This window comes from Rhodococcus kronopolitis (genome assembly GCF_042654025.1).
Classification (GTDB): Bacteria; Actinomycetota; Actinomycetes; order Mycobacteriales; family Mycobacteriaceae; genus Rhodococcus_G; species Rhodococcus_G kronopolitis.
Genome location: NZ_JBHSFO010000002.1, coordinates 667756 through 683229, shown reverse-complemented (window position 1 = coordinate 683229; position 15474 = coordinate 667756). Strand labels below are relative to the sequence as shown.

Sequence of the window (15474 nt, the reverse complement as noted above, 5' to 3'; positions counted from 1 at the left end):
GAACCGACTGACCCTGACGCGGAGCGAACCGACTGACCCTGGCGCGGAGCGAACCGACTGGGCGGCGCGGCATGAAACCCGGGGCTTTCGCCGATCGACGAACATATGGTGGGCGTCAGGCCACGGACTCGGGCGCAGACGTGGCACCTACTGACGGGGGTTGGGTATGTCACCGAGGGTCCTGACGCGCACGGCGGTGGCACTACTCGCTGTTGCACTGACTTCTGCCGCGGCACCGGCGGCTCTCGCGCAGTCGTCGGGCGACCCCTTCTACCGCTACGACGGTGCGGCACCGTTGGCTTCCTACGCGCCGGGCACCGCACTCAAGACGCGCATCGTGCCGTACCACGTGGCCAACGTCCCGACGCCGGTACGCGCGGTGCAGGTGCTCTACCGGTCGACCGACGCACTCGGGCAGCCGTCCGCCAATGTGACCTCGATCCTGCGGCCGGAGCACGCTCAACCCGGCAAAGTCGTGTCGTACCAGTCCTTCTACGACTCGTTGAACCCCGACGACAGCCCGTCGCGGGCGATCGCCGGCAACACGCCGATCTTGGACTGGACCCCCAGCGGCCGCAACTTCAATCTCGGCGGCCTGCTCCCGTCCGTCGAAGCACCGCTGTTCGGACCGCTGTTCGCGGCGGGCTACACGGTCGTCATCGCCGACACCGAGGGGCCGGACGCGCACTTCGCCGCCGGACCCGAGTACGGCATGATGACCCTCGATTCCCTCCGCGCCGCGCGCAACGTCCCCGAAACCGGAATCAGCGACGACGCCAAGATCGGTCTGATGGGGTATTCCGGGGGTGCGATTGCCACCAACTGGGCATCGATCCTCGCGCCCGACTATGCGCCGGACGTCAACGACGATCTGATCGGCGCGGCCCAGGGCGGCGTGCTGGTCAACCCGGTCAACAATCTCCGGTACGCCAGCGGGAGCATCGGATGGGGCGGCGTCGTCGGTATGGGCGTGGTCGGTGTGGCCCGTTCGTACGACATCGACTTCGGCCCCTACCTCAGTGAACGGGGGCGGGAGGTCATGGCACGGCTGGATGACGCGTCGATCGGCAATGTGCTCGGTCAGTATCCTGGTCTGACCTGGGAAGATATCGTCAAGCCGGAGTATGCGGACCCCAACTCGATTCCCGAGTACGTCGACGCCGTCAACCGGATCAACATGGGTACCGCGCCGATACCCACGATCCCGATGTTCATCGCTCAGGCGGCCAACGGAATCCTCGAGGGCACCCAACCGGGCGGCCCCGGCATCGGAGCGGGTGACGGCATCATGGTCGCGGGCGATGTCCGCAGCCTCGTCATCAGGTACTGCGACGCCGGTCTGCCCGTCCAGTACGACCAGTACGACACCCTCAGCCACGCCCCCGGTGCCATGCTCTGGCTACCGGGCGCCCTGGCCTGGATCAACGATCGGTTCAGCGGCAAGCCCGCGCCGTCCAACTGCGCGGATGTCGCGCCCGGGAACTCCCTCGCGCCGCAGGAACACGCCACACCCTGACCGTCGCGGCACTGCGGCGAGCAGCGCCGGCTCGTCGGCCTGGGTGTGCTGCACCGAGTGGGAGGCGGGCGAACGTCAACGCTCGGCGAGCCGGGCGAGGGCCTTGCGCCCGACAGAGGGCTCGGCGGGGCTTTGTCCAGGGCGTCACGGACGAGGAAACCCGCACCCGGATCCCGCGCGGTCAGGGGGTGTTCCTCGCGGAGGAGTGCGGCATGCCGGCCCGCTTCGCGATGACGTCGGCGCCTTCGGCGGTGGTAGGCGGCCGGTCGCTTTGTGCCCGCCACCCTCGCGGACCGAACCGACTAGCTGGTTTCACGAGAATTCCACTTGTGAGTGAATCCGAGTAACACGCAGAATTCGTGCGAAAAGGCCGGCCATCCTGGATGAATACGCGGATGTATCGAATTCGCAGGTAAATACGATACGGAGCGAGTTGTATTCGCCGATGAATTGAACCGTCTCGAATTATCGCTGAATTGACATATTGAGCCGGTCTGAGGTATGCGCGCTTGCGCGCGCGTGGCCGGAACCTGGCGCTGCACAGGGTTGGCGGGAAGTTGGACAAAGGTGCAGCTAGATGCATGTTTGAGGAGCTGGGTGGTGTGGGCTTCGGCGGCTCTGCGCGCCTTTCGGAGAGGGAATTGTCCATTTGTTTGGGGTTTGATTACCGAAAGTTACCCGCGGGTACGTGATGTGTATTACGGTACCCGGGAATTCAACTAGACGGCCGTTCAGGCCGCGGAAAGGACAAATGTGTTCGGCGTCCAGACCCTCGCTGGACGCTGACCCCGTGCTCACTTCTGAAAGGCGCTCAATGAAGATCCGCAACGTAGCCGCAGTCACGGCCGCCCCCGCGCTGGCGGTGGGGCTGATGGCCGTGGTTGCCCCCGCCGCCCCGGCGGCGCCGGTCACCAGCACCGTCTCGTTCCAGCACCAGTGCCGCGTCGACGGCGCCACGAACTGGGACCACACGGTCTCGGACAACGTCGAGGTCACCGCGCCCGACGCAGTCCGGCCCGGCGAACAGTTCACCGTGAAGCTGCACCCGGGCCAGATGCGGTCCTCGGACTCCGACACCGGCCGCCTCAAGTACGACATCGCCGTCCCGCAGGGTGCCGAGCTCGTGTCGTACGCCCTCGTCGGCGGCACCTCGCTCAACCTCGTCGGTGAGGCTCCGGCGGTGTTCCGGGTGGGCACCGACGGCAAGCAGAACGCCGCCGGCGAATTCCTGCGCATCACCGGCACCAGCAACAAGACGATCAACGACGGCCCGAGTGCCAGCGACAACAAGCCGAAGGAGGGGCTGCAGGTCAAGGCGAACACCGACTTCCGGCTGCCCGCGGTCGAACTGACGCTGAAGGCCGGTTCGGCCGAGAACTCGAAGGTCACGACGAGCCTGCGGGCGGGTGCAGCGAGCCCCGACTTCAACCAGAACACCAGCATGAGCTTCGGCGAGTCGCGGTGGATCAACGCCGCCGCCTACTGCGTCGCCACCGGAGACGGGCGGGGCACGCTCTCGAGCACCGACGTCTTCACCCCGGCCGTGGTCACCAGCATCGACCTTCAGGTCCCGTCGACCGCCAAGCCCGGTGTGCCGGTGGATCTGACGGCCACCGTCGGCCCCGCCGGAGCGGTGGGCAAGGTCCAGTTCAAGGACGGCGACGCGAACATCGGCGCCCCGGTCGACGTGGCCGGCGGCAGCGCGACCCTCGCGCACACCTTCGACACCGTCGGTGCGCGCAGCATCTCCGCCGTCTTCACCGCGGGTGCGGGCTTCACGGACTCGGTGTCCGGCGCCATGGCCGTCGACGTCAGCGCCGACACCACCACCGCGCTGCAGATCCAGCCGACCGCGGTGGTGGGCGACAACGTCGACCTCGTCGCCACGGTGACCCCGGTCGGCGCAGCGGGCCAGGTCCAGTTCAAGGACGGCGACGCCAACGTCGGCGACCCGGTCGACGTCGTGAACGGCACCGCCACCCTCACCCGCAAGTTCGACGAGGCGGGCAACCACACCTTCACCGCGGTCTTCGCAGGCGCTCCCGGCTACCACGGCTCCGCCTCCGCGGCCGCCCAGTTGATCGTCAAGGACGCCGACTGGGGCACAACCACCACGGTGCTCGAACCGGTCAGCGCGACCGTCGGCACGCCGGTGAACCTGTCCGCCACCGTCGGTCCGATCCCGACCGGTGGTGACGTGACGTTCCGTGTCGACGGTGTCGAGGTCGGTACCGCGCCAGTCGGCACCGGTGACGGCGTCGCGATCCTCCCGCACACCTTCACCACCGCCGGCACCGCGAAGGTCGTCGCCGAGTTCGCGGGCACTGCGGGCTTCACCGGATCCACTTCGGTCGCGTTCGACGTGACCGTCAAGGCGCCGGACACCCGGCCGGCCACAACCACCGCACTGGCGGTCACCGGCAGTTCCGTCGTCGGACAAGCCATGACCTTCAAGGCCACCGTCGCCCCGACCGGCGCCAACGGCACCGTGCAGTTCAAGGTCGGCACCACCGCGATCGGCACCCCGGTTGCGGTCGTCGACGGCGTCGCCACCGCGACCCACATCTTCGAGACGGCCGGAACCTACGGCGTCACCGCGGACTTCGTCGGCGGCAACGAGTTCAAGGACTCCGTCTCCGGCCCGTCGGTGCTGAACGTGACCGCTGCCGGTAACCCCGGCGGCGGAACCGGCAGCCTCGGCACAGGTTCGCTCAGCAGTCTCTTCGGCAAGTAGCCGGTCCCGCCCCACCGGACCCGGGGCGTGCTCCCCACGCCTCGGGTCCGGTTCGGATCCCGTACTTACTTTCAGCACAGGAGAATTCATGCAGAACAAGAAGACCCGCCGGTTGGCGGCCCCGATTGGCATCGGCGCCGTCGTCGGCGTGACCCTGCTCGGCGGTGTGCCTGCCCAGGCCGCCCCCGTCACCACCACGTTCGGTACCGCCTGCCTGGCAACGCCGTCCACCTCACTGGCCGGCCCCGAGGCGCAGTCCCAGCCGGGCTCCGTGGTCGTCGACGCGCCCGCCAAGGTCAACGCCGGCGAGGAGTTCGAGGTCACCTTCCAGCCCGGCACCATCAGCTTCCCGGGCTCGGCCTCGATCGCGACCATCTCGAACATCTCCCGCATCAAGGTCGACGTCGACCTCCCCGCCAACGCCACCTACCTCGGCGCGGACATCGTGCCGGGGACCTCGGTCGGTCTCAGTGGTGTCGCCCCGAACATCCTGCGCGTCAACGAGAACGGAGCGGTCGACGCCGCCGGCACCATCCTTCGCCTGTCCGGCAACAATCAGGTGATCGGCAACAGCCCGACGTCGAGCGCGAGCAGCGAGGGCGGCATCGTCGTCGCCAAGACGGGCAAGAACGTCGACGGCTCGGCGAATGCCGACGGATACACCCAGTTCCAGCTGCCGAAGGTCAAGGCCCGCCTCAAGGCCGCCGACTCCGGCACCATCGACATGAAGATCCGCACCGGCGGCAACGCGGGAAAGTGGAACGACGACAAGAACTTCCTGACGTTCGTGCCCAAGGCGTCCGCGCCTTTCGTCGGCACGGTCTGGGCGCCCACGAAGTGCAGTCCGCGTGACGCGGCGGACGGGAATGCTCCCCTGAACAACGGTGCCGGGCCGCTGGCCTCGATCGCGATCACGGCGGCCGACAAGGCCACCACGACCAACGTCGTGGGACCCGCCGCGGCCAAGAACGGCACCCCTGTCACGTTGACCGCGAACGTTGTGCCCGGCGTCGGCGGGGGCACGGTGCTGTTCAAGGACGGCGACGCACCGCTCGGCAACCCGGTTGCGGTGACGGGCGGGAGCGCGAGCATCACCCAGACCTTCACCACCGACGGCGACCACTCGATCACCGCCGAGTTCTCCGGCACCACCGGCTTCCTGGCGTCGACCTCGGCGGTCAAGGTCGTCAAGGTGACCACGGACGCACCGCCGGACGTGGCCACCAGCACCACAGTGACCGCCCCGGCCAACGCGAAGGTCGGCCAGGACGTCAACCTCACCGCGAAGGTCGGTCCCGCCGGCAGTGGCGGAACGGTCAACTTCGTCGTCGACGACGGTGCCCCGGTTCCCGGCATGGTCGGCACCGACGGCATCGCGGTCGCGCCGTACACCTTCACCACGGCCGGCACGCACAAGGTGGTCGCGAAGTTCAGCGGCACCACGGGATTCACGCCCTCGGTCTCGCCGGCGTTCCCGGTGAGCGTCACCACGCCCGCCCCGGCGGACGTGGACACGACCACCACGCTGGCCGCGGTCGGCACGGCCGAGAAGAACGTCCCGGTCGTCCTGAAGGCGACGGTCGACCCGGCAAACGCCAAGGGCACGGTTCAGTTCAAGATCGGTGACGCGCTGATCGGCGGGCCGGTCGCCGTGGTCGACGGTGTCGCGACGCTGTCGACGACCTTCGTCAATTCCGGCACATTCAACGTCACGGCGGAGTTCACCGGATCGACCGGCTTCACCAGTTCGGCGGCGGCCCCTCAGACGCTGACGGTGCCCGGCGCGACCGACCCCGGCAACGGCGGCACGGGCAGCCTCGACAGCCTCTTCGGTTCGTCCCAGTAGTCCTGCGCTGAACGGGAGTCCACGGCTCGGTGGTGAGCCGTGGACTCCCGTTCGACCGCGAGGGCCTCGCCGGTGAGACGCTGGGCGCGAGCTACTGCTCGGCGAGCCGGGTGAGCGCCTTGCGCACGACCTGCGGGTCCGAGGTCTCCCAGAACGGCGGCAGCGAGGCCCGCAGGTAGCCGCCGTAGCGGGCGGTCGCCAGCCGGGAGTCGAGGATCGCGACCACGCCGCGGTCGTCGACGCTGCGCAGCAGCCTGCCGACGCCCTGCGCGAGCAGCAGCGCGGCGTGGTTGGCGGCGACGGCCATGAAGCCGTTGCCGCCGTGCGACTCGACGGCGCGCTGGCGGGCCACCAGCAGCGGGTCGTCGGGACGCGGGAACGGGATCCGGTCCAGGATCACCAGCGAGAGCGACGGACCCGGGACGTCCACCCCCTGCCACAACGAGAGGGTGCCGAACAGCGAGGTGGCCTCGTCCGCGGCGAACTTGCGCACCAGCTGGCCCGTCGCGTCCTCGCCCTGGCACAGCACCGGGGTGTCGAGGCGCTCGCGCATCGCCTCGGCGGCGGCCTTGGCCGCGCGCATCGAGGAGAACAGCCCGAGGGTGCGTCCGCCGGCGGCGGTGACCAGCTCGGCGATCTCGTCGAGGTAGCTCTGCGCCAGGCCGTCGCGGCCCGGCGGGGGCAGATGCTTTGCGACGTAGAGGATTCCGGCCTTCGCATGGTCGAAGGGGGAGCCGACGTCGAGCGAGTTCCACTTGATCGTCGCGCCGTCGGACGGGGCCTCGGTGCCGGTGGCCATCGCGGGGTCGCTGCGGACCCCGGACTCGGCAGGCAGGCCCCAGTTCACCGCCAACCCGTCGAAGGACCCGCCCACGGTCAGCGTCGCGGACGTCAGCACCACGGTCGACTCGGCGAACAGCTTGGCCCGCAGCAGCCCGCCGACGGACAGCGGCGCCATCCGGACCAGCTTGCCGCGGCGTTCCTCCTCGGCCAGCCACACCACGTCGCGGTGCTTGGCGGGGTCCGGCTCGTCGAACGCGGTGAGCACCCGGACGGCGCTGTCGTGCACCTCGTCGACGGCGGCCAGGGCGGCCGTGCGGGCCGCGGCGGCCTCGGGGTCGCTGGTGTTCATCCCCGGCTTGATCGGACCGATCGCGGTACGCACCGACCAGGCGGCGTCGCGGACCGCGGCCAGCGCGGCGCCGGCGCCGTCGGGCAGTCGTTCCCACCGTCCGGCGCGGCACTCGTCGAGCATCGACGCCCAGCCCTCCGAGGCCGCCTCCATCCGGTCCACGTCCTGCTCCTCGACCAGCTTGACGCAGCGCCGGGCTGCGGCCGTGATCGTGGTCGGGGCCAGCTCGGCGGTGGCCACGCTGGTGACGCGGTCCACCAGTTCGTGTGCCTCGTCGATGACCACCACGTCGTGCTCGGGCAGCACCGCGATGCCGGTGATCGCGTCGATCGCGAGCAGGGCGTGGTTGGTCACCACCACGTCCACCGCCGCGGCCTCGGCCCGCGCGATCTCCGCGAAGCAGTCCTCGCCGACGGGGCAGCGGGCCTTGCCGAGGCACTCGCGGGCGGTGACGCTGACCTGGCGCCAGGCCTGGTCTCCGACGCCGGGCACCAGCTCGTCCCGGTCACCGGTCTCGGTGTCGGAGGACCACTCGGTCAGCCGCTTGACCTCACGGCCGAGCCGGGAGATGGCGAAGGCGTCGAACAGCTCGGCGTTCTCCGGTTCCTCCGAGGCGCCGGTGTGGATCTTGTTCAGGCACAGGTAGTTGCCGCGGCCCTTGAGGATCGCGAACTGGGGTCGGCGTCCCAGCGTCTTGGTCAGTGCGTCGGCCAGCCGCGGCAGGTCGCGGTCGACGAGCTGGCGTTGCAGCGCGATGGTGGCGGTGGAGATCACCACGGTGCGGCCCGACTCGACGGCGTGCCGCACGCTCGGTACCAGGTAGGCCAGCGACTTGCCGGTGCCGGTGCCGGCCTGCACGGCCAGGTGTTCGCCGGTGTCGATGGCGTGGGCGACGGCCGACGCCATGGTCAGCTGGTTGCGCCGCTCGGCGCCGCCGAGCGCGTGCACCGCCTCGGACAGCAGTTCGGGGACGGTGGGGAGTTCGGGCACCGGGCAAGGCTACCGGCCGGTGCCGACACCGCCCGCACCGTCACGCCGGGGCAGCGAGCTCGCCGACGAGGCGGACCCCGGCCGCGCGCAGTCGCTCGAGGGCGGCGCCGAGGGTGTCGGGGGAGACCGCGGCCGTGTACGCCAGCAGCACGGTGGTCTCGAAGCCCTCGCGTCGTGCGTCCAGCGCGGTCGCCAGCACGCAGTGGTCGGTCGCGATGCCGACCACGTCCACAGCCCCGACACCACGCTCGCGCAGCCACCCGGCCAGCGTTTCGCCGGTCTCGGACGATCCCTCGAAGCCGGAGTAGGCGGCGGCGTACGCGCCCTTGGCGAACACCTCCTGCACGCTCCGCAGGTCCAGGTCGGGGTGGAACTGCGCGCCCGGTGTGCCGGCCCGGCAGTGTGGCGGCCAGGTGTCCACGTAGTCCGGGTGGTCGGAGAAGTGGGCGCCCGGGTCCACGTGCCGGTCCGCGGTCGCGACCACGGCGTCGTAGCGGTCGGGCGCGGACGCGAGGTAGTCGCCGACGGCCCGCGCCACCGCGGCGCCGCCGGCCACGGCCAAGGAGCCGCCCTCGCAGAAGTCGTTCTGTACGTCGACGACGACCAGCGCCCGCCCGCCCGATGTCTTGCTCACGTGCTCATTCTCCCTGTGATGTGGCCGCCCTAGCCGACGAAGCGGGTCGGGACGGCGGCCTCGCCGCGGGAGAGCTTGAGCCCCTCCCACGGCAGGCTGACCAGGCCGCGGGCCACGAGGTCACGGCCCTCCGCGAGGGTCGGCAGGCCCGGCTCCCGAACGCCGCCGCGGTACATCGGGACCATCAGGTCCCGGCAGGCCAGATCGCCGGGGTCGGGCCGCTCGCCGTCGGCCGGGTAGACGACCTCCTCGACGATCGTCCCGGTGGGCTTCGTCAGCCGGACGGCGCACTTGGTGCCGCCGCGGGACTCCTTGTGGCTGCTCCGCTTGGCCACCGGCAGGCCGTCGACCTCGACGAGCTTGTAGACCATGCCCGCGGTGGGCGCGCCGGAGCCGGTCACCAGCGAGGTGCCCACACCGTAGGTGTCCACCGGCTCGGCCCGCAGTGCCGCGATCGCGTACTCGTCGAGGTCGCCGGAGACCACGATCCTGGTGTTCGCCGCGCCCAGGTCGTCGAGCTGCGTGCGCACCTGACGGGCCCACACGCCCAGGTCGCCGGAGTCGATCCGGACGCCGCCGAGCTCGGGGCCGGCGACGGCGACGGCGGTCTTGACGCCCTCGGTGATGTCGTAGGTGTCGACGAGCAGGGTGGTGCCCACGCCCAGTGCCTCGACCTGCGCGCGGAAGGCCGCGGCCTCGTCGGGTCCGGCCTCGGTGGTGTGCAGCAGGGTGAACGAGTGCGCGCTGGTGCCTGCGCCCGGAAGCTCGTACCGGCGCACGGCCTCGAGGTTCGAGGTGGCGGTGAACCCGGCCAGGTAGGCCGCCCGCGAACACGCGACAGCGGACTCCTCGTGGGCGCGGCGCGAGCCCATCTCGATCATCGTGCGGCCTGCGGCGGCGCTGACCATCCGGGTCGCCGCCGACAGGATCGCGCTGTCGTGGTTGAGGACCGACAGGATCAGGGTCTCGAGCACGACGCACTCGCCGAAGGTGCCGCGGACCGACAGGATTGGCGAACCGGGGAAGTACAGCTCGCCCTCGCGGTAGCCGTCGATGTCGCCGGTGAACCGGAACTCGCGCAGCCAGTCGACGGTGCGCTCGTCGAGGAACTTCGCCACCACGGCCAGCTCCGGTTCGCCGAACCGGAACCGGTCCAGCGCGTCGAGCAGCCGGCCGACGCCGCCGACCACGCCGTAGCGGCGGCCGTCGGGAAGCCGGCGGGCGAACACCTCGAAGCTGCAGTTGCGGTGCGCGGATCCGTCGGTCAGTGCGGCCGAGAGCATGGTCAGCTCGTACTGATCGGTGAGCAGGGCCGTGCTGGTACCCGGCTGGGACCACTGCGCTGAGCGGTCGGGAGCGTCGGATGCGGCGGTGTCGGAACCTGGATACGTGGTCACCGGGTCACCCTAGCCAGACGATTGCCGCGGGAGCCGTCGGCCACTCGGCGTTTTGTCCGACGATGTTCATTCTGTCCCGATCACGTCGTAGGCTGGCTGTATGGCTCCAGGCCCCACGATGACCCCGACAGCGCGGATTCCCGCAGCAGCCCCGCAGGTCCTACCCGCGGAGGCGGAAGTTACTGACGAGGACGAGGCGCAGGACCGGCCATGGGTGACGCTGGTGTGGGACGACCCGGTGAACCTCATGCACTACGTGACCTTCATCTTCCAGAAGCTGTTCGGCTACAGCAAGGCGAAGGCCACCGACCTGATGATGCAGGTCCACAAGGAGGGCAAGGCCGTGGTCTCCTCCGGGTCCCGCGACAAGATGGAACACGACGTGCAGCGACTGCACGCCGCCGGGCTGTGGGCGACCATGCAGCGGGACAGCTGACGCGGATCTCCCACCGCGGAGACCGAAGAAAACCTGAAAGGACCTGCAGGTACTCATCGTGCGCACATGGAGTCGGAAGAATTCGCTGAGCGGCGTAAGGATTCGATCCGAGTTGGACGCACGGGAGGCGTCGGTGCTCCGGTCGCTGGTGACCTCGGTGCTCTCGCTGCTGCAGGACCGGGCCGCCTCCGCGCCGCAGGACGACCTGGCCGAGCTCACCGGCCTGCGGACCGGGAACTCGACCGCGCCGACGGACGACGCGCTCGCCCGGCTGCTCCCGGACTTCCTCAAGCCCGACGCCGCCGGCGGTGAACGGGCCACCCCGGGCGCGAACGTCAACGGCGCGCTGCGCAGCCTGCACGAGCCGGAGATCATCGACGCGAAGCTCGCGGCGGGTTCGGTGATCCTGCAGACGGTGCCGGCCGAGGGCGGCAAGGTGGTGCTGACCCCCGAGCAGGCCGATGCCTGGCTGTCCGGACTCAACGACGTCCGGTTGGTGCTGGGCGCGACGCTGAAGATCGACGCGGACACCCCCGACGAACTGGACCCCGACGACCCGCGGGCGCCGCATCTCGACGTCTACCACTGGCTCACCTGGATCCAGGACTCGTTGGTGCAGGTGCTGGTGCCGTGATCCCGGGGCAGACCGACTCGCTGACGGACGTCGCCGGGGTGCTGGTGGGTCACCACCACGAACTCGACGAGGACGCTGCGCTGGGTTCGGGCCGGGCCGCCGGGTGCACGGTGGTGCTGACGCCGACCGGCGGCGGCACAGCATCGGTGGACGTGCGCGGCGGCGGTCCGGGTACCCGCGAGACCGACCTGCTCGATCCCAGCCACAGTGTGCAGCGGGTGGACGCGGTGCTGCTCACCGGCGGCAGCGCGTACGGGCTCGCGGCAGGCGACGGCGTGATGCGCTGGCTCGAGGAGCACGGCCGCGGAATCCCGATGGACGCCGACGGGCACGTGGTGCCGATCGTTCCGGGCGCGGTCATCTTCGACCTGCCGGTGGGGGACTGGGCGGTGCGGCCCACCGCGGACCACGGGTTCCTGGCCGCCGATTCCGCCTCGGCGCGGGTCGAGCGGGGATCGGTGGGTGCGGGCGTCGGCGCGCGGGCCGGGACCATCAAGGGCGGCGTCGGCACCGCCAGCCTGGTGCTCGGCCCCGGCCCCGCCGAGGGTGTCACCGTCGCGGCCCTGGTGGTCGCGAACCCCGTCGGTGCCGTTTTCGATCCGGCCTCCGGCCTGCCCTGGGGTGTGGGCGTGGCGGAGCTGGCGCAGCGACGGATGCGGGTGCCGGACCGTGCCGAACTGGCCGCGGCGCTCGCGCTCGGGCAGAAGGGCACGGTGCTCAACACCACCATCGGGGTGGTCGCGACCGACGCGGCGCTGGACAAGGCGGGGTGCCGTCGGGTCGCGGTCGCCGGGCACGACGGGATGGCCAGGGCGATCCGTCCGGCGCACTCGCCGCTCGACGGCGACACCCTGTTCGCCCTCGCCACCGGAACCCACGCGGGCCCGCCCCCCGGCACCGCCCCGCCGGTGCCGGACGCATTCCCCGCGGACCTGCCGGTGCTGGCCGCGGTGTGCGAGGCCGCCGCGGATGTGGTGGCCCGGGCCATCGTCGACGCGATCCTCACCGCGACCCCGGTCGCGGGGATCCCGACCTATCGGGAACTGTTCCCCTCCGCCTTCGACACCTAGGCGACGTCGACAACCCGGCCGAGGCCCAGCCCGGTTGGGTGCGGGTGAGCCCGGAGAGTGGTTGAGTCGAAAGATGACCAACCCCATGGAACAGTTCGGGACGGCTTCGGGACGACCACCGGGGTCAGGCCGGCCGGGAGTGCCCGCGACCACCGAACGCCCGCCCTGGCAGCAGGCCGCGATGGTCGTCGGCGGGTTCGTGGTCGGGCTCTACCTGCTCGAGTTCATCGACATGCTGCTGCGCGGCCGCCTCGACAACGGCGGCGTCGAACCACGCACCCTCGACGGTCTCTGGGGCATCGTGTTCGCGCCGGTGCTGCACGCCGGCTGGGGGCACCTCGTCGCCAACACCATCCCGCTGCTGGTGCTCGGATTCCTGGTGATGCTCTCCGGCATCGGCCGGGGCCTGGCCGCGACCGGCATCATCTGGGTCGTCGGCGGCCTCGGGCAGTGGCTGTTCGGCAGCACGTACTCCGTCCACCTCGGAGCATCGGTGCTGGTCTTCGGCTGGCTCGCCTATCTGATCGCCCGCGGATTCTTCACCAGGAGTTTCGCGCAGTTGGCCCTCGGCGTGGTGGTGCTGATCGTCTACGGCGGGCTGCTCTGGGGCGTGTTCCCGGGGACCAGCGGCATGTCCTGGCAGGGGCACCTGTTCGGCGCGGTCGGTGGCGTCCTGGCCGCCTGGGTGCTCGCGTCCGACGTCCGCAAGGCGCGCGCGGCCCGGGCCGTCACTTCCTGACGGCGTCGAAGTGCCGGCCGGCCTGGGTGTGACGGTGGGCGCACTGCATGGCAGCGGGTGTATTCGTCTCGAAAGGCGTGGGAAGTGTTCAAGCGTCCGACCGTTCGTGGCAGCATGGCAGCATGCGCATCACCGTCCTGGGTTGTTCGGGCAGCGTCGCGGGCCCGGACTCGCCCGCGTCGGGCTACCTGTTGACCGCACCCGGTACACCGCCCGCCGTCATCGACTTCGGCCCCGGCGTGCTGGGCGCGCTGCAGCGGTACGCCGATCCCGGCGAGGTGTCGGTCTTCCTGACCCACCTGCACGCGGACCACTGCCTGGACCTGCCCGGGCTGCTGGTGTGGCGGCGGTACCACCCGAACAAGCCCGCCGGCCGCGCGCTCATGTACGGCCCCACAGGTACCGAACGCCGGATCGGCGTGGCGTCCGCGGAACTCGCAGGCGAACTCGACGACATCTCGGACACCATCGACCTCAGGCTCCTCGAGGACCAGCGTTCGGTGGAGTTCGGCGCGTTGACCGTCGAGGCCCACCGGGTGTTCCACCCGCCGGAGGCCTACGGGCTCCGGTTCACCGACCCCGACGGCCGCACGCTGGCGTACTCCGGCGACACCGGCATGTGCGACGAGGTCGTCGACCTCGCCCGTGGCGCGGACGTGTTCCTGTGCGAGGCGTCCTGGACCCACAGCCCCGACCGACCCGAGGGCATCCACCTGTCCGGGACCGAGGCGGGACAGGTCGCCACGCGGGCCGGGGTGGGCGAGCTGCTGCTCACCCACATCCCGCCGTGGACCTCCCGCGAGGACGTCATCGCCGAGGCGAAGGCGGAGTACTCCGGCCCGGTGCACGCGGTGTCCCCGGGGGATGTCTTCGCCATCTGACCGGTCGCACCGATTAGGCTTCACGTCGTGAGTAGACGACTGGACGGCAGGGCGGACGACGAACTCCGCGAGGTAAGGATCACCCGAGGCTTCACCGGCCACCCGGCGGGATCGGTGCTGGTCGAGTTCGGCAACACCCGGGTGATGTGCACGGCGAGCGTCGAGGAGGGCGTGCCGCGCTGGCGCAAGGGGTCCGGCCTGGGCTGGCTCACCGCGGAGTACGCGATGCTCCCCGCCGCCACCCACACCCGCAGCGGCCGCGAGTCCGTCAAGGGCAAGGTCGGCGGGCGCACCCAGGAGATCAGCCGGCTCGTCGGGCGTTCGTTGCGGGCCTGCATCGACCTCGCGGCGATCGGTGAGAACACCATCGCCATCGACTGCGACGTGCTGCAGGCCGACGGCGGCACCCGCACCGCGGCCATCACCGGCGCGTACGTCGCGCTCGTCGACGCCGTCACCTACCTGCGGGCCGCGGACCTGCTGACCGATCCGCAGCCGATCTCCTGCGGCATCGCGGCCGTCAGCGTCGGCGTCGTCGACGGCCGGGTCCGGCTGGACCTGCCGTACGAGGAGGACTCCCGCGCCGAGGTCGACATGAACATCGTCGCCACCGACACCGGCACCCTGGTCGAGGTGCAGGGCACCGGGGAGGGCGCGACCTTCCCGCGCACCACCCTGGACAAGATGCTGGACTCCGCACTGGCGGGCTGCGAGCAGCTGTTCGAGCTGCAGCGGCAGGCGCTGGAGATGCCGTACCCGGGCGAGCTGCCCGAGCCGAAGAACCCCGAGTCGGCGAAGAAGAAGTTCGGTGCCTGAGGCGGTCCGGCTGCTGGTCGCCAGCCGCAACGCCAAGAAGCTGCGCGAGCTGCGGCGGGTGCTCGAGACCGCCGGGGTGAGCGGCATCGAGTTGGTCGGCCTGGACGAGGTGCCGGACTTCCCGGAGGCGCCCGAGACCGGCGCCACCTTCGAGGAGAACGCCCTGGCGAAGGCGCGCGACGCGGTCGCTGCGACCGGGATGCCCTGCGTCGCAGACGATTCGGGCCTCGAGGTGGACGCACTCAACGGCATGCCGGGGGTGCTGTCCGCGAGGTGGTCGGGCGTGCACGGCGACGACGGCGCGAACACCGCGCTGGTGCTGGCGCAGCTGCTGGACACCCCGGACGAGCGTCGGGGCGCGGCCTTCGTCTCGGCGTGCGCGCTGGTGACGCCCGGCGGGGTGGAGCGCGTCGTGCGCGGGACGTGGCCCGGCGCGATCGCCCGCGAGCCGCGCGGCGACGGCGGCTTCGGCTACGACCCGGTGTTCGTGCCGGCGGGGGAGGGGCGCAGCGCGGCCCAGCTCACCCCGGAGGAGAAGGACGCGGCCTCGCACCGCGGTCGGGCGCTGGCGCAGCTGGTGCCGGACCTCGCGGCGTTGGCCGAGCTCGCCCAGGCGTAGACCGGTACCGGAACGACGACGGCCGCCCGA

13 protein-coding genes are annotated in these 15474 nt (G+C 70.9%); 10 read left to right on the top strand and 3 right to left on the bottom strand.

Translation table 11 applies throughout. The annotated features are described in order from the left end of the window. Window positions 1-166 precede the first annotated feature (166 nt). From ACFO6S_RS06445 to ACFO6S_RS06435, 3 genes are all read left to right on the top strand, one after another. Window positions 167-1516 carry a lipase family protein gene (locus ACFO6S_RS06445; protein ID WP_378415155.1) on the top strand — a complete coding sequence of 450 codons (1350 nt, stop codon included), beginning with the start codon at window positions 167-169 and terminating at the stop codon, window positions 1514-1516. Window positions 1517-2330: 814 nt separating this feature from the next. Beyond that, a complete protein-coding gene (locus ACFO6S_RS06440; RefSeq protein ID WP_378415154.1) occupies window positions 2331-4250 on the top strand; it encodes an Ig-like domain-containing protein in 1920 nt (639 codons plus the stop codon). Window positions 4251-4338: 88 nt separating this feature from the next. Beyond that, window positions 4339-6096 carry an Ig-like domain-containing protein gene (locus ACFO6S_RS06435; RefSeq protein WP_378415152.1) on the top strand — a complete coding sequence of 586 codons (1758 nt, stop codon included), beginning with the start codon at window positions 4339-4341 and terminating at the stop codon, window positions 6094-6096. A gap of 91 nt (window positions 6097-6187) precedes the next feature. On the opposite strand, the gene ACFO6S_RS06430 is transcribed toward ACFO6S_RS06435, so the two are convergent. From ACFO6S_RS06430 to ACFO6S_RS06420, 3 genes are read right to left on the bottom strand one after another with little or no spacing between them, the layout of a single operon-like run. Beyond that, on the bottom strand, window positions 6188-8218 hold the full coding sequence (locus tag ACFO6S_RS06430) for an ATP-dependent DNA helicase (RefSeq protein ID WP_378415150.1): 2031 nt from the start codon (window positions 8216-8218) through the stop codon (window positions 6188-6190). A 40-nt stretch (window positions 8219-8258) separates the two neighbouring features. Then, entirely contained in the window at window positions 8259-8852 is a 594-nt protein-coding gene (locus ACFO6S_RS06425) for an isochorismatase family protein (protein WP_378415148.1), read from the bottom strand. A gap of 29 nt (window positions 8853-8881) precedes the next feature. Beyond that, complete coding sequence (locus tag ACFO6S_RS06420; protein WP_378415260.1) at window positions 8882-10135, bottom strand: nicotinate phosphoribosyltransferase; 1254 nt, start codon at window positions 10133-10135, stop codon at window positions 8882-8884. Window positions 10136-10349: 214 nt separating this feature from the next. Between ACFO6S_RS06420 and clpS the strand changes: the two genes are divergently transcribed. The 7 genes from clpS to rdgB all read left to right on the top strand — a co-directional run bounded on the left by clpS (window position 10350) and on the right by rdgB (window position 15444). Next, the gene (gene clpS, locus ACFO6S_RS06415; protein WP_378415147.1) at window positions 10350-10685 is read left to right on the top strand and encodes an ATP-dependent Clp protease adapter ClpS; all 336 of its coding nucleotides are present in this window, start codon (window positions 10350-10352) and stop codon (window positions 10683-10685) included. A gap of 58 nt (window positions 10686-10743) precedes the next feature. Further along, window positions 10744-11319, top strand: coding sequence for an oxidative stress transcriptional regulator AosR (aosR, locus tag ACFO6S_RS06410; RefSeq protein WP_378415145.1), 576 nt, complete (start codon window positions 10744-10746; stop codon window positions 11317-11319). Beyond that, entirely contained in the window at window positions 11316-12389 is a 1074-nt protein-coding gene (locus ACFO6S_RS06405) for a P1 family peptidase (RefSeq protein WP_378415144.1), read from the top strand. Before aosR ends, ACFO6S_RS06405 begins: the two co-directional genes overlap by 4 nt. A 73-nt stretch (window positions 12390-12462) precedes the next feature. Next, window positions 12463-13128 carry a rhomboid family intramembrane serine protease gene (locus ACFO6S_RS06400; protein ID WP_378415142.1) on the top strand — a complete coding sequence of 222 codons (666 nt, stop codon included), beginning with the start codon at window positions 12463-12465 and terminating at the stop codon, window positions 13126-13128. Between the two features lie 122 nt (window positions 13129-13250). Continuing rightward, window positions 13251-14009 (top strand): cyclic nucleotide-degrading phosphodiesterase, encoded by a 759-nt coding sequence (locus ACFO6S_RS06395; protein WP_378415140.1) that lies wholly within the window; start codon window positions 13251-13253, stop codon window positions 14007-14009. 27 nt (window positions 14010-14036) lie between these two features. Then, complete coding sequence (rph, locus tag ACFO6S_RS06390) at window positions 14037-14825, top strand: ribonuclease PH (RefSeq protein ID WP_378415138.1); 789 nt, start codon at window positions 14037-14039, stop codon at window positions 14823-14825. Beyond that, entirely contained in the window at window positions 14818-15444 is a 627-nt protein-coding gene (gene rdgB, locus ACFO6S_RS06385; RefSeq protein ID WP_378415136.1) for an RdgB/HAM1 family non-canonical purine NTP pyrophosphatase, read from the top strand. The genes rph and rdgB overlap by 8 nt, the downstream gene beginning before the upstream one ends. The last annotated feature ends 30 nt before the right edge of the window (window positions 15445-15474 follow it).